General features: G+C 48.6%; 12 protein-coding genes and 1 pseudogene. 2 read left to right on the top strand and 11 right to left on the bottom strand.

Features of this window, described 5'->3' with window-relative positions; all coding sequences use genetic code 11:
* Window positions 1–246: 246 nt before the first annotated feature.
* From ACES2C_RS15035 to ACES2C_RS14990, 10 genes and pseudogenes are all read right to left on the bottom strand, one after another.
* On the bottom strand, window positions 247–882 hold the full coding sequence (locus ACES2C_RS15035; protein ID WP_374163901.1) for a peroxiredoxin: 636 nt from the start codon (window positions 880–882) through the stop codon (window positions 247–249).
* 50 nt (window positions 883–932) lie between these two features.
* On the bottom strand, window positions 933–1877 hold the full coding sequence (locus tag ACES2C_RS15030) for a DUF72 domain-containing protein (RefSeq protein WP_374163900.1): 945 nt from the start codon (window positions 1875–1877) through the stop codon (window positions 933–935).
* A 168-nt stretch (window positions 1878–2045) separates the two neighbouring features.
* On the bottom strand, window positions 2046–2390 hold the full coding sequence (gene rplT, locus ACES2C_RS15025; RefSeq protein ID WP_374163899.1) for a 50S ribosomal protein L20: 345 nt from the start codon (window positions 2388–2390) through the stop codon (window positions 2046–2048).
* A 76-nt stretch (window positions 2391–2466) separates the two neighbouring features.
* A complete protein-coding gene (gene rpmI, locus ACES2C_RS15020; RefSeq protein WP_109417969.1) occupies window positions 2467–2667 on the bottom strand; it encodes a 50S ribosomal protein L35 in 201 nt (66 codons plus the stop codon).
* Window positions 2668–2756: 89 nt separating this feature from the next.
* Window positions 2757–3332, bottom strand: a complete 576-nt coding sequence (infC, locus tag ACES2C_RS15015; protein WP_374163898.1) for a translation initiation factor IF-3 — start codon at window positions 3330–3332, stop codon at window positions 2757–2759.
* A gap of 13 nt (window positions 3333–3345) precedes the next feature.
* Window positions 3346–5271, bottom strand: a complete 1926-nt coding sequence (thrS, locus tag ACES2C_RS15010) for a threonine--tRNA ligase (protein ID WP_374163897.1) — start codon at window positions 5269–5271, stop codon at window positions 3346–3348.
* A 555-nt stretch (window positions 5272–5826) separates the two neighbouring features.
* Window positions 5827–6555 (bottom strand): (Fe-S)-binding protein, encoded by a 729-nt coding sequence (locus ACES2C_RS15005; protein ID WP_374163896.1) that lies wholly within the window; start codon window positions 6553–6555, stop codon window positions 5827–5829.
* 209 nt (window positions 6556–6764) lie between these two features.
* Window positions 6765–8080 (bottom strand): annotated as a pseudogene (locus tag ACES2C_RS15000) (MFS transporter).
* Between the two features lie 544 nt (window positions 8081–8624).
* Window positions 8625–11168 (bottom strand): ABC transporter permease, encoded by a 2544-nt coding sequence (locus tag ACES2C_RS14995; protein WP_374163895.1) that lies wholly within the window; start codon window positions 11166–11168, stop codon window positions 8625–8627.
* Between the two features lies 1 nt (window position 11169).
* Window positions 11170–11868 carry an ABC transporter ATP-binding protein gene (locus ACES2C_RS14990; RefSeq protein ID WP_374163894.1) on the bottom strand — a complete coding sequence of 233 codons (699 nt, stop codon included), beginning with the start codon at window positions 11866–11868 and terminating at the stop codon, window positions 11170–11172.
* 127 nt (window positions 11869–11995) lie between these two features.
* Here ACES2C_RS14990 and ACES2C_RS14985 point away from each other — a divergent pair, with 127 nt between their 5' ends.
* Window positions 11996–12673, top strand: a complete 678-nt coding sequence (locus ACES2C_RS14985; protein ID WP_374163893.1) for an arylesterase — start codon at window positions 11996–11998, stop codon at window positions 12671–12673.
* Window positions 12674–12755: 82 nt separating this feature from the next.
* The gene (locus ACES2C_RS14980; protein WP_374163892.1) at window positions 12756–13193 is read left to right on the top strand and encodes a hypothetical protein; all 438 of its coding nucleotides are present in this window, start codon (window positions 12756–12758) and stop codon (window positions 13191–13193) included.
* A gap of 102 nt (window positions 13194–13295) precedes the next feature.
* Here the strand turns inward: ACES2C_RS14980 and ACES2C_RS14975 are convergent, their stop codons facing one another.
* Window positions 13296–14591: a glycerophosphodiester phosphodiesterase family protein gene (locus tag ACES2C_RS14975; protein ID WP_374163891.1), complete on the bottom strand. Its 1296-nt coding sequence runs from the start codon at window positions 14589–14591 to the stop codon at window positions 13296–13298.
* Window positions 14592–14609 lie beyond the last annotated feature (18 nt).

Genomic DNA, 14609 nt, shown 5'->3' with positions numbered 1-14609 from the left:
AAAATAATAAAATACTAGTAAATCATCCGTAATTAGCGTTAACTGAAAAAGAAATTTAGATTTATTAATCAGGTAATTTAAGAACAGGAGATTTATTCAAACTTAGGAAAAATAAATTGAAAACCAAATTAAAAAAGTGCCTCTGTTGCCTACTATAACGTTATAGTTGCATTACTGCGTCCGCGGCTCCATTTATTGTAAAAAGCCCTGCTAACAACTTCGGGCAGGGCTTCAGAGGCAAAAATCTTACTTATTCGGCTGCGGTGTGAACCTGAGATAAGGTTTCACTACCCGGTGTCCTTTAGGGAACTTCGACGGAATATCTTCAGTCTTAATTGTGTTCACCACAACTACATCTTCTCCGTCCTTCCAGTCGGCCGGAGTAGCCACACTGTACTCAGCAGTGAGCTGCAAGGAGTCAATCACACGGAGGATCTCCTGGAAATTACGACCGGTTGATGCCGGGTAAGAAATAATCAGCTTCACTTTCTTTGCAGGGTCAATCACGAATAGAGACCGCACTGTATGCGTTTCAGAAGCATTTGGATGAATCATGCCATACGCCTCCGCAACTTCCTTATTTTCGTCCGCCACAATCGGAAAGTTGACTTCCACGTTCTGGGTTTCATTGATGTCCTGTATCCAGCCCTGATGCTTGTCAACAGGATCTACACTCAGGGCCAGTACTTTTACGTTACGCTTAGCAAACTCATCGCTTAAAGCTGCTGTCCTGCCGAGCTCAGTCGTACAGATAGGCGTATAGTCTGCCGGGTGGCTAAACAATACAGCCCAGCTGTCGCCAACATAGTCATAGAAATTAATTTCGCCCTGCGAAGTCTTCGCGGTAAAATTTGGAGCGGTATCACCAATTCTTAAGCTCATATATACTATTATTTAAGGGTTAATCGCCATCTCTCTACTAATCTAGTAGATTATAAGAAAACAATCAATCCCTGCGGAAGTTTAAAACAAAGAGTCTGTTTTTTTACAAACGCAGGATATTTGAGCTGGGTGCCTAACTTCTCGTTCAACTTCCTGATCGAGTATTCGGCAAGGATAGGCGTATCTTTTTCATCATGCTGATGAAGAAAAAAATAGATGGAGCGAAGTCCCCTGTCTACCCACTCTGCCAGTCTTTCTACCCAGGCATCAATCCGTTCGAAATCAGTTGGATGAAGTCCGTTTCCAACAAACCGGATGAAGGCCTCAGGGGTAGAGAGCTCCATATGCACACAGTCCCTTCTCCCGCTGGCGTCTGTGATGATTGCCCCCTTGCCAGATCGGTTCAGAAGCTCGAAAAAAGCCCTCCGCGACTCCGGGTCTTTAAACCAATCGGGATGTCTTACCTCCACAAACACGCTGAGGTCACGAGGCAGCTTGTCCAGATACTCAGAAAGAACATCCAGATTTTTCGGACCAAAATTATCGCTCAGTTGAAGGAAAGCAGGCCCAAGGTATGGCCCGAACTCATAGATGCTTTCCAAATACCTTGAGGTGTCATCGTCAGCATTCTTCAAACGTCTGATGTGACTGATACTGCGGGTAAACTTCGGGCAGAACTTAAAGTCCTTCCCCTCCGCTACAGCCTTGTCTCTCCAGGCGCTGATCTGCTCCTTCTTAGGCATGTTATAAAAGACGGCATTAAGCTCAATGGAATTGAAGTGTTTTACGTATTCATCCAGGAATCGCGCTTCTTTTGTCTTTTCAGGATAGATCATACCCACCCATTCCTTCCGCCCCCACTTGGCGCAGCCAACGTACAGGCTCAGGTCCGCGGCCCGCTGGCCCCCTAATATATTTTCAGTGAAGGCACCGTCAGCGGGAAGGGTAAAATCAACCGCGGGCAGTTCTTCTTCTGCTACTTTTCCAAAATCCATGATTCAGTTATTTTTCAGGCAGACGTCCGCCTACTGTTCCTCAAAATAAACAATCATATGCGTAATTCACAAGTTATGATAAAAGAGGACGGGAAAGCAACCAAGCTGAGTGCAAAAAAAAGGCTGCCTCCGTAATTGGAGACAGCCTCTTTTTTTGATCAGTGAAATCTATTTCACTGCGTCGATTATAGCTTTGAACGCTTCTGGTTCATTCATTGCTAAGTCAGCAAGTACTTTACGGTTTAAGCCGATGTTCTTGGCTGCTAATTTACCCATTAACTGAGAGTAAGAGATTCCGTGGTGACGTGCACCAGCGTTGATACGCTGAATCCACAAAGCTCTGAACTCTCTTTTCTTGGTCTTACGGTCACGGTAAGCATATTGCAAACCTTTTTCAACCGTGTTTTTAGCAATGGTGTAAACCTTACTACGTGATCCCCAGTAGCCTTTGGCCAATTTAAGGATTTTCTTTCTTCTTCTTCTTGACGCTACTGCGTTTACCGAACGTGGCATTTTTTTGTTGTTTTTTGGCAGGCGGCGCTGCGTTTCACAGCAGACTTACTACCGGTTGCCTGGTTAAATAATTAATTTACTTCCCGATGCAAAGCATTCTCTTTACGTTTCCTAAGTCAGCATCAGATACTAAGCTGGTCTGACCTAAGTTACGCTTACGTTTTGTAGACATCTTGGTTAAGATGTGACTCATAAACGCGTTGTTCCTTGCAATTTTACCGGTTCCAGTAAGCTTAAAACGCTTTTTAGCACTGGAATTGGTTTTCATTTTTGGCATAACTCTGTTTTTATTGTTTTAAAGTGACCATCAGCAACTGCGCAAACCAGAACCGCGCCCCTGCCTTTAGTCTTTGATCTTAATCTATCCTATTTCTTCGCTTTCGGGCCAACAATTAAAAACATCCGTTTACCCTCTAATTTAGGCAGCTGCTCCACCTTGCCCACTTCTTCCAGAGCCTGAGCAAATTTCAGAAGAAGAATTTCTCCTTGTTCTTTATAAACGATCGCTCTTCCCTTAAAGTGAACATACGCTCTTACCTTCTCTCCATTTTCGAGGAAGCTGATCGCATGCTTCAGCTTAAACTGAAAGTCATGTTCATTGGTATTCGGCCCGAAACGGATTTCTTTAATAACCGTCTGCTTCGCATTCGCCTTTATCTCCTTCAGCTTTTTCTTCTGCTCGTAGATAAATTTGTTGTAATCAATTACTTTACAAACCGGAGGATTTGCATTAGGAGAAATCTCAACCAAGTCAAGCTCCTGCTCTTCAGCAATAGCCCTTGCTTCACTTAAAGAGAAGATCCCCTGTTCAACGTTATCACCTACAAGACGAACCTGTGGTGCCTTGATGAACTCATTGATGTTATGCTCAGCCTCTTTTTTCTTAAACGGAGGTCTTGGTCCCCGTGGACCTTTGTTAAAACCTGGTCTACCTAATGCCAAATTTAATTCCTTATTAAACTGTTATTTCCGTAATTAATTGCTTTTTAAAATCTTCCGCCTTCATGCTTCCCTGATCGCCTTCTCCGTGCTTCCTCACCGAAACCACGCCTTCAGCCATCTCCTTCTCGCCAATAATAAGCATGTAAGGGATCTTCTTGACCTCTGCGTCGCGAATTTTTCGCCCGATCTTCTCATCACGCAAGTCAATCAAGCCGCGAATATCGGAATTATTCAGTGATTCTAAAACTTTTTTTGCATAATCTTCATACTTCTCTGAGATAGGAAGGACGATGAATTGCTCAGGTGTAAGCCAAAGCGGGAAGTTACCAGCACAGTGCTCAATGAGTACCGCCACGAAACGCTCCAGGGAGCCAAAAGGCGCACGGTGGATCATCACAGGACGATGCTTTTGATTGTCGCTTCCGGTATATTCAAGCTCAAAACGCTCGGGCAGGTTGTAGTCAACCTGAATCGTACCCAGCTGCCACTTTCTTCCCAATGCATCCTTCACCATAAAGTCGAGCTTCGGTCCGTAGAACGCAGCTTCACCAAGTTCCACTACCGTAGGCAGGCACTTTTCTTCCGCAGCTTCAATAATAGCAGCCTCAGCTAAAAGCCAGTTCTCCTCAGAGCCGATATACTTGGTTTTATTTTCAGGGTCGCGAAGCGAAACCTGCGCAGTATAATTCTCAAAACCTAGTGCCTTTAAGACGTACTGAACCAGGTCGATAACCTTCTTGAACTCTTCCTTTACCTGATCAGGCCGACAGAACAAGTGTGCATCATCCTGAGTAAAGCCCCTCACCCGGGTAAGCCCATGCAGCTCACCGCTCTGCTCATAGCGATATACCGTTCCAAACTCCGCCAAGCGAACCGGAAGGTCTTTATACGAGCGGGGTTTCGACTTATAGATCTCACAGTGGTGCGGACAGTTCATCGGCTTCAGGAAGAATTCCTCTCCTTCCTGCGGCGTCTTAATAGGCTGAAACGAGTCAGCTCCGTATTTATCATAGTGACCGGAGGTCACATACAAATTTTTATGGCCAATATGCGGAGTTACTACCTGATCGTACCCCATCTCAACCTGCGCTTTTTGCAGGAACTTAACCAGCTTTTCGCGCAGCGCCGTACCCTTTGGAAGCCAGAGAGGAAGTCCCATACCCACTTTTTCAGAAAAGGTGAACAGCTCAAGCTCTTTTCCAAGCTTGCGGTGATCACGCTTCTTCGCTTCCTCAATCATTTTGAGATAATCACTCAGCTCACTCTGCTTGGGGAAAGTGACCCCATAGATCCTGGTAAGCTGCTTGCGGCTCTCATCTCCCCTCCAGTACGCTCCGGCTACGTTCATCAGCTTTACAGCCTTGATGAAGCCAGTGTTGGGAATATGAGGACCACGACACAGGTCGGTAAAATTACCCTGCGAATAAAAAGTAATAGATCCGTCGGGAAGATCTTTGATGAGGTCGAGCTTATATTCGTCGCCTTTCTCGGTGAAGTAAGCTTCAGCATCTGCCTTGCTTACTGGCTTGCGAACGTATTCAGATTTCGCCTTTGCAAGCTCAAGCATCTTGTCTTCAATCTGCTTGAAGTTGTCGGATGAAAATTCGCGGTCGCCAAAGTCAACGTCATAATAGAAGCCCGTTTCAATAGCCGGGCCGATACCAAACTTGGTGCCGGGGTAAAGCGCTTCAAGAGCTTCTGCCATGAGGTGGGCGGAAGAATGCCAGAAAGTCGACTTTCCATCAGCATCGTTCCATGTGAGAAGTTTCACGGTGGAATCGCTCTCGATCGGGCGACTCGCATCCCACACTTGTCCGTTAACTTCTGCTGCCAGCACGTTTCTGGCTAAGCCTTCTGAGATTGACTGAGCAATCTGAAATGAGGTGATCCCGCTTTCATACTGTCGTACGGAACCATCCGGAAGAGTTATGTTAATCATCTACAACTATGATTTTATGTTTAATTCCCACAAAAATAGCTTTTTTTAGCGAAGAGCCATGAGGTAGTTGGCTGTCGGGTATTGGCTGTTGGCTGTCGGCTGTCGGCTGTCGGCTGTCGGCTGTCGGCATTCGGCTATCAGATTTAGGCTATTAGATGCCAAGGCTCAGAGGTCGCAGCTCTAACAGCCAGGGCCCCATCAGCTTTCAGATGTCAGATGTCAACGCGCAGAGGTCCCGGACAGCATTCAAAACTGCATTCACACCTCGGCTATCAGATGTCAAGGCTCGAGTTTCGCAGCGGGCAGTTAGCTCCCTATTTAGCTATCGACTATCAGATTGCCAAGGATCAAAGCTGAACAGCCGTAGGTCTCTTCCTCGCTATGAGTTCTCAGCTATCAGTTCATAACCACTCTCACAACCCGCAACTCATGATCACCAAGCGGCAACTCGCAACTTACAAATCTCAACCCCGCAACGCAACTCACACCTCACAACCACCAGGCAGCAACTCACGACTCACGACCACGACCCACAACTCACAACTCACCACCCATCTAGACATTTCCCCAGCCGTGGGCCAGGACATCAGCCAGATGCATGGTTTTCAGAGGAAGTTTCTCCTTATCGATATAGCCCTGCAGATGTAACAGACAGGAAGCATCGGTAGAAATGATATATTCCGCTTCCATTTCAAGAGCGTGATTCACCTTCTGTTGAGCCATCGCAGCGGAAATACTATCAAACTTAACCGAAAAAGTACCGCCAAAGCCGCAACACGTGCTCGTATCCTTCATTTCCACCAGATCGAGACCATGAACCTTGGCAAGAAGCGCTCTGGGCTCGTCCTTGATCTTACACTCACGCAGGCCGGCACACGAATCGTGATAAACCGCCCTTCCCTCCAGCTCCGCACCAAAGTAATCTTTACCCAACACATTCACCAGAAAATCCGAGAGCTCGTGGATGTTCGCCTGGATAGACCGGCACTTATTGTGAACGGCTGTATTAGTGAAAAGATCGTTATAGTAATTCTTCACCATCCCCGTGCAGGAAGCTGAAGGAGAGACGATATAGTTGGTCTCAGAAAAGTCGTTGAGGAACTTCCCTCCCACCGCTTTTGCTTCATCCCAGAAGCCGGCATTGAAAGAAGCCTGTCCGCAGCAAGTCTGCTCCGGATTATACTTCACCTTACAGCCCGCCTTCTCCAGTATTTTCACCGTATTAAATGCAGTTTCAGGGTACAGCTGATCTATAAAGCAAGGAATAAAGAGTTCTACAGTCATACAGGACGGTAAAGGTAATTGCTTAAAGCTAAATCACAAATTGAAATATAGAATTGCCGGTAAATCAGCTCTAAAAGGAGTGCTTATTCTCTTTGCTAGTTGAAGCGAAAAAGTTTCAAGCACAATCGTGCGCAACTCTACAAGATCAGGAAGACTTACTCTATCTATCGTTAAATCCCTAATCAAGTCCTCTGTGATCCACCGCAGCATCAAGATAAGGAGCCCTCTCTGTCATCCTTCCGTACTGCCTTCTGCAGGAACATCAATGCCACCAATCCCGCAACAAAGAAAATACTCAGCGCAAGAGCCGAGTTGCGGATGTTCGAACGCTCTTCAATAAAAGCAAAGGCGGCAAGGCCGATTACAATTGCCACTTTCTCGGTCAAATCGTAAAAGCTGAAGAAGGAAGCTGTGTCCGGCGTGTTCTCCGGCAGGAACTTGGAATAAGTTGAGCGGGAGAGCGACTGAATGCCACCCATAATTAGTCCGACGACTGAAGCAATAACATAGAACTGAACTTCATTTGAAACATAATAAGCTGCAACACAAACGCCTATCCAAATCAGCACAACCAACATCAGCACACGCACGTTGCCAACTATCCGGGCCAGGGACGACATGAGGTAGGCCCCCGCAATAGCCACGAGCTGGATGATCAGAATGGTGGCAATCAGTTTCGAAGTTCCCAGATGGAGCTCTTTTTCACCAAAGGCAGCGGCAACAAGCATGATCGTTTGCACACCAACCGAGTAAAAGAAAAAGGCAAGCAAAAATCGGTTCATCACCTTCATAGAACGTATCCGCCGGAACACGATGATCAGCTCCTGATAGCCGCTGTGTACCACATTCCTGTTGAGCTTTTCCTTATTAGGGCTTCCTTTGGGTAAAACATGAAAGAGAATCTGAGCAAAACCCATCCACCACAGACCTGTCAGAAGGAACGACAAACGGGCGGGGAACGAGGCATCAGTAATGCCAAACCACTCGGGCTTGAGCACAAATACAAAGCAGATGATCTGGAGCAGCACGCTGCCTACATACCCATAAGCAAAGCCCTGAGCACTCACCCGGTCCTGCTCTTCTACCGTTGCAATCTCCGGGAGATAGGAATTGCTGAACATCACCCCTCCTATATAGCCCATGGCAGCAATGGCAAAGCAGATCACTCCCAGCTCAAGCGTGTCGAGCTTGAAGAAAAAAGTCCCGCACAAGCGAGTCCTCCCACATAGGTGAATAACTTCATGAATACCTTTTTGTTCCCCCGGAAGTCGGCCATCGACGACAGCAAGGGCAGCAGCACAGCCATAATGAGGTAGGCTACAGAAAGCGCGTAGTTCGACAGCGCGGTATTGACAAACGTCCTTCCGAAGAAAGACACCTTGTCGCCGTGCTCTTCTGTAGTGGTGATAATCGTGTAGTAAGCCGGAAAAATGGTGGACGTAATGACCAGGTTATAAGCAGAATTAGCCCAATCGAACATCGCCCAACTGCGAATTATCTTCTTGTTGTTTTTGATAAGCTCCATAAACACCCGAAAGTAGGGAAAAATTCAAACACACTATACTCCTAAAAGCGCGTTACCAAGTAGGCTACAAGATCGTTCCTGATTATCTAAAGATGTGTCCCTGCCTGGTGGTTACGTGGTCGCTGGGTCCTTGTGAGTCCCTAACAAGCGCGAGGTGAGCGCGACCTGAGTCCGACTTTTTACGGTGGAAGTCGGACTCAGGTCGGGCTCACCTCGCGCTCACCTCAGGGTCACCAGAAGACAGGGACGAGTTATAGGGCAGGCAGAGAAAAAGTATTATCAGCCTTGGTACATCCTTGTATAGAATCAGGACTGGGCAAACTGGGGTCTTTTTGCAAGAGGGATCCCCCTTCTGTTGCAAGCTAAAGCACGCTATACGACGAAAGACTCATGAGCCGCATGGCCAAACGGGCTGACAAGTCTATCGAATGTTCTTCTTGGGCAGTTAAACTTAGCGAGGCGATCTGATTGATGCCTTTTAAAAAACAGTTAACAATCTCAATAACACAAATAGCCTTTCAGAGAAAAAACAGGAGCTGCAAGATTAGACCTCCTTTCTGAGCACCTCAAGCGGGGGGCTTTTCAGAACAACTCTACTGTTCAGAAGGCCGATCACGACAGTGAGCAGACATACCACGAGGAATAAAACAAGTACGGGCCAGATCTGCGGGGCGAACTCGGCCTCGAAGCTGTAGGTAGCCAGCGCCCAGGAGGCTCCGAAGGACAAGATGATGCCGGTAAAAGCAGCAAGGGCGCCAAGGAAGAAATACTCGAGCGCCGTGATGGCAAAAATCTGCCTGCTGCTGCCTCCCAGAGTTCTGAGCAGAACAGCCTCCTTCATTCGCTGATAGCGGCTGGTCATCACAGAAGCAAGCAGCACAATCAGGCCGGTGAGGATACAGAACCCGGCCATAAAGCGAATTACAAAGCCGATCTTGCTTAAGATACTATCGAGGATCCCCAGGACGAGGTTGAGATCAATGATCGATACGTTCGGAAAGTTTCTGACCACCTGCTTCTGGAAGTCGACAGAGACAGAGGTTGAAGGCACCCGTGTCATCAGGACGTGAAACTGGGGAGCCTCTTCGAGCACGCCCAGCGGGAATACCACCCTGAAATTTGTCTGCACGCGGTTCCAGTCTACTTGTCGCAAGCTGCCCACCTCAGCCTGAATCAGAGCGCCCTGCACGTTGAATACCATGGGATCGCCCACCTTCACGTTGATGCGTCGTGCATAGTTCTCCTCAAGGGAAACCTTTACAACTCCGGCTCCCCCGGCCTGGGGCGACCACTTGCCTTCCGTTATCTTTTCGGAGGAGCTCAGCGTATCTCTGAAGGTCGCCCTGATCTCTGAGCTAAATGCGCGGACGGGCACCCCTGCGGAGCTATCCTTTTTCACTTTGGCAGCGGTGAGGCCTTTAATCTCCTCCACGCGCATGGTGACGATGGGCACTTCCTGTATGACTGGCAGGCCGCTCCTGCGGGTGAGCTGCGCCAGCGCATCCTTCTGCGAGGGCTGTATATCGAACAGTACCATGTTGGGCTGCCTGCCGCTTGAGGAGAGGCTCACCTGTTTCATGAGTACATCCTGCACGAGCAGAAGTGTGCTGATGAAGGCTGTTCCGAGACCGATAGAGACGATCAGGACAAGGGTTTGATTATGAAGCCTGAACAGATTGGCTAGCCCCTGGCGCCAGAGATAGCTCCAGGATGAGGGAAAATACCGGCGAACTGTCCAGATAAGGCCCCAGGCTGTGCCCGAAAGTACGAGAAATCCCAGGAGTACACCGCCGCTGAAGTACAGCGACTTCTTCAGATCATGAAGCTGCAGCCAGCTGAACAGGATGATGCACCCCGCGATGAACGCGTACACAATCCAGGTGAGCCAGTCGCGCCCGACTTCGGGTTCATCTGATGACGACCGTAGTGTGTTTAAAGGCGAGATGTTGCGGACCCTGAGCAGCGGCAGCAGGGCAAACAGCAAGGAGATGACCATCCCGGCACCAATCCCCTGCAAGATGGCCGGTACAGACAGTGAAGTGGTGACCTCAATGGGGAGAAAGTCACGAAGCACCAGGGGCAGCAGCTGCTGGATCAGGGTGCCCAGCGCGGCTCCTGACAAAGACCCAATAAAACCGACTGCCAGGATCTGGATGAGGTAGATCAGGAAGGCCTGCGCTGAGCTTACGCCGAGGCAGCGAAGGATTGCCACGGAAGCGATTTTCTCGCGAATATAGATATTGATCGAGCTGGCAACTCCCACGCAGCCGAGCAGCAAAGCAATAAAACCGACCAGTGAGAGGAATCGGGTCAGGTCGGCAAAAGCCCGTCCGGTATTCTGCTTTTGAGTTTCCACTGTCTCGACATCCATCCCTTCTTTGTCTGCTTTTTCACGGATCCGCTTCAGGTTCGCCTCATTCAGAAAGCCCGAGCTCAACTTAAAGTAGTAATTATAGTTAACGCGGCTACCACGCTGTAAGAGACCTGTTTGAGGCAAGTACCGAAGCGGAATATAAATAATCGGCGCGATACCGGCAGAAAAGCCTGTTTGTCCGGGAGCCTTATCAATCACCCCGTCAATTCCAAAACTCAGTTTCCCTACTTTTATTGAGTCGCCCTTCTTCACCCCGAACTGGAGCATCAGGGAATTATCGATCAGGGCGAGCCTTCCGGTTCGGAAATGGGCAGCAGCCTCGCGGGGCTTGCTGTCGATGCTGCCGTAATAGGGATAGCCGCCTTCAAGTGCGTGCACCTGTACCAGGCGGGTCCCCCTGGCGGGAAGAAAGTAGACCATGGAGACGAAGCTGCGTTCTTCAGACCGCTGCCCGCCAAGTGACGAAAGGAAAGCGCGCATTTGCGGAGCAGGAAGTTTGTTGCCCGAGACGACCAGGTCGGCGCCGGTCAGCTCCGCTGCCTGCGAGTCTATATCCTTCTGCAGGTTATAGCCGAAGGAGTATACGGCTACCAGAGCCGCGATGCCGAGGATAATCGATGAAACGAAGAGGAAGAGACGGGAGCGGCTTCGGCGGCTGTCGCGCCAGGCCATCCTGAAAAGCCAGGGGAAGTTCAAATCTTTCAACTTCGACATGTTATACGGCCTTCCTCCCTGTCAGCTCATCAGAAAAGATCATTCCTCCCTTAATCCGGATAATGCGCTGCGTGCGCGCTGCAAGCTCCAGGTCATGAGTCACCATGATGAGGGTAGTGCCCATCTCCCGGTTCAGTTCGAAGATCAGTCGAATGATCTTTTCGCTCGTTTCAGTATCCAGATTTCCGGTAGGCTCGTCGGCAAATAAGATCCGGGGACTATTGGAGAAGGCGCGGGCCAGTGAAACGCGCTGCTGCTCTCCGCCCGAGAGTTGGGCAGGGTAATGATGCCTGCGGTCGGCCAGCCCTACCTTGTCGAGAAGATCGAGCGCCTTAGGTCTGATATTTTTCTCACCCCTCAGCTCAAGGGGCACCATGATGTTCTCCAGGGCGGTCAGCGTGGGAAGCAGTTGAAAGTTCTGAAAAATAAAGCCGGTATACTGGTTTCGCACCGCAGCGCGCTGGTCTTCGTTCAGATCTTCAATCCGAACGCCGTTGAGTTCCACAGAGCCGCTGCTGGCGCGGTCGAGACCAGCACATAAACCTAACAAAGTGGTCTTACCGCTGCCTGACGGCCCCACTATTGAGACCAATGATCCTTCTTCCACGTCGAAACTCATTTCGTGCAGTACCGTAAGGCGCTGGCTGCCTGCTGCCGTGTATGTTTTGCTTAGCTGATGTACCGATAATATTGTGCTCAATTCTTTTTCTATTTTTATGCGAGAGAGAATTTCGGGCAGACAGAACGGCCCAAATCCTCCTCAATGTAAACTAAACGGGCTCCGTCCTGTTTAACAAGCTTACAGATTATTTTCAGTTAGAGCACAGATGAACAAACTCGTTACACTTTTCCTTGCACTCTTCATCCTCAGCGGATGCTCAAATAAACAGAATAACGCCGGCTCTAACGATAAAAAGGAAGACGGTTCTTCGCAGGCAGCAGAGCTGAAAAATATTCTATTCTTTGGCAACAGCCTGACGGCGGGTTACGGACTGGAAGACCCGTCCACTCAATCATTCCCCTCGCTGATCCAGAACAAAATTGATTCATTGAAGCTGCCGTACCGCTGTATCAATGCCGGATCAAGCGGAGAGACCACTGCCGGAGGGAAAAGCAGGATCGGCTGGTTGCTCAAAACGCATATTGATGTCTTCGTGCTCGAACTGGGCGCCAACGACGGACTCCGCGGACTGCCAGTAGCACAGACCTCGGCTAATCTTCAGGCGATAGTTGACTCGGTAAAAACGAAATACCCCCAGGCCCGACTCGTGCTTCTGGGAATGGAGGTTCCTCCGAACATGGGAGATGCCTATACCACGTCGTTTAGAAAGATATTCAGGGAAATTGCTGAGAAAAACCACATGAGTTTTGTGCCTTTTTTACTAGCCAATGTGGCAGGCATTCCACGTCTAAATCAGAAAGATGGGATCCATCCTACGGCAGAAGGTGCGGCAATTGTTGCGGAAAACGTATGGGAAGAATTAAGGAAAGTTTTGTCAAAATAATTTCAAAAAATACTTGCATTCTGTGCATCTTTTTTCATTATATTGCGTAAGAATAATCCGGACAAGTATCTGAATTTTAAGTATGAGGAGTACGAATATTAAATGGCTTGGAGCCTGTGCTCTTTTGATCATGCAGGCTTGCAGCACCGTTGATCGCTTGCCTTCCGGAGTAGAAATTGGAGCAGGAGTTGGAGAAAGAATGGGAGCCTCTATCGGAAGAAAAAGCGGAAATTGCGCGGTTGGAGCAGTAATAGGTGCTGCTATCTGCGGCTCGGCCGGAAATCTTCTGGATAACTACATCGCCCAGCTGACCGGTGCTAACAAACCTTCCCTGTATATTGTCAATGGTGTCCCCTACACCCGAAAAGAAGCCCTGAACAACTATAAGCACCTTCAGCGCGAAGATATTGTAAGCGTTTCCAAAATGGGAAAAGAAGAAGCTGTTGCAAAATACGGTGCTTTAGGAGAAAAAGGCGCGGTGATTATTGCGCTGGCCGCTAATAACACAGAGAAAGAATAAGTAAAGAAGCAATTGTCATCCTGCACTACTGTTTAGGTTTAGGCCGCCACTTTGCAGATTCATATAATTTCCATCAGGTAACAAACAGGTGCCCGGCTAATTCTACCCACGCTTGTTGGTTCTGCTAATCAGCGATTTTCTTAGCTCAATAGCCACATCGGGGTAATTGGTAATAATACCATCTGCACCCAGATCAATCAGCCTCTGCATATCTTCCTTTTTATCTACCGTCCAGGGAATGAGCTGCATGTTTGTCTTTTTAATTCTTGCTACCATTTCAGGCGTCACCATATGGTATTCGGGACTAAATACGGCGGGTTCAAATCCCAGTCTCGCCAGGTTCTGATCCAGATCCAATTCGTTGTGTACTAAAAAAGAGGCTGGTATAGCCGGATACTTGCGATGCAAGTGCTGCAGAGCCCGTACATCAAAGGACTGAATGAGTACGCGCTTGTCGAGCCCCTTCTCTTTGATCACCCCTACAACCAGGTCGGTGAAAACGTTAGGCATAGGATGATAGACATTGTCTCCGCGCAGCGACTTGATTTCAATATTGTAGTTCACTTTTGGAAGTCTGTTTTCTGCTATATACGCTTCTACCTTCGAGAAAACTTCCGACAGCAGGGGTTTTGACGTTTTAATTCTTTTCCGGGTTGGGAAACCGGGATCATAAGCAGAGCCGGCATCGTACTTCCTGACACTGTCGTAGCTCATTTTGAAGATATTGTACTGCAACTCCTCAGAAGGCAAGATAGTCTTGCCTTCAGGAGTGATGATATTTTTAGTCATGAACTGGTCGTGAGAGACCAGCACCAAACTGTCTTTTGAAATAACGCAGTCCATCTCAAGAGTGCTCGCTCCGAGCCGCACTGCATTAATGAACGCTTCGACCGTGTTGCAGGGATAAAGGCCGCAACCGCCGGCATGAGCCTGAACGTCGAGATTCTTTTTGCGCTGAGCAGGCAATGTCGTTTTACCGGTCCGTGCGGCCGAGGGAGCAAGCCCTTCTGGTTGCTGCCCGGCGCTGTCAGCGTCGGCCTTTTTACCTTCGGCATCAATGCCCGCAGCACCGACCTGTACCTTGATTCCGGTCACTTTCTTTTGTTCATCACGCAGGAATTCTACTTTTCCATCGTACTGAAGAAGAGCGAACGCGTCTCCTTTGACGCGTTTAAGAGCAGCCTGGCCAAGAGCAGCTTTAATCATTAAGGCTCCGTTCTCCAATGACACGGTGGCCTCATCAACGGTGCCTCCCGACGGAAAGAGGTACTTTCCTGTGTACTGTACAAAAGAGGTGTCCTGCGCCATCAAGCGGGTCGTTTTTCCGGTCAGCAGGAAGAGGGCCAGCACGGCTGTGACTGCCCTGAGTGCATGATTGATCTGTTTTTTTGATTTCATATAATTTTTTTTGTTAAA

It is taken from the genome of Arcticibacter sp. MXS-1 (genome assembly GCF_041902385.1).
In the GTDB taxonomy this organism is placed as follows: Bacteria; Bacteroidota; Bacteroidia; order Sphingobacteriales; family Sphingobacteriaceae; genus Arcticibacter.
Note: the sequence above shows the minus strand (reverse complement) of the source record. Positions and strands in the feature narration are given on the sequence as shown.

Bases quoted from the DNA above. Each gene is read 5' to 3' on its own strand.
- ACES2C_RS14985 (WP_374163893.1), top strand. From the start codon at position 11,996: ATGAACAAACTCGTTACACTTTTCCTTGCACTCTTCATCCTCAGCGGA.
- ACES2C_RS14995 (WP_374163895.1), bottom strand. From the start codon at position 11,168: ATGTCGAAGTTGAAAGATTTGAACTTCCCCTGGCTTTTCAGGATGGCC.
- ACES2C_RS15030 (WP_374163900.1), bottom strand. From the start codon at position 1,877: ATGGATTTTGGAAAAGTAGCAGAAGAAGAACTGCCCGCGGTTGATTTT.
- ACES2C_RS14975 (WP_374163891.1), bottom strand. From the start codon at position 14,591: ATGAAATCAAAAAAACAGATCAATCATGCACTCAGGGCAGTCACAGCC.
- ACES2C_RS15035 (WP_374163901.1), bottom strand. From the start codon at position 882: ATGAGCTTAAGAATTGGTGATACCGCTCCAAATTTTACCGCGAAGACT.
- ACES2C_RS15005 (WP_374163896.1), bottom strand. From the start codon at position 6,555: ATGACTGTAGAACTCTTTATTCCTTGCTTTATAGATCAGCTGTACCCT.
- ACES2C_RS14980 (WP_374163892.1), top strand. From the start codon at position 12,756: ATGAGGAGTACGAATATTAAATGGCTTGGAGCCTGTGCTCTTTTGATC.
- rplT (WP_374163899.1), bottom strand. From the start codon at position 2,390: ATGCCACGTTCGGTAAACGCAGTAGCGTCAAGAAGAAGAAGAAAGAAA.
- thrS (WP_374163897.1), bottom strand. From the start codon at position 5,271: ATGATTAACATAACTCTTCCGGATGGTTCCGTACGACAGTATGAAAGC.
- rpmI (WP_109417969.1), bottom strand. From the start codon at position 2,667: ATGCCAAAAATGAAAACCAATTCCAGTGCTAAAAAGCGTTTTAAGCTT.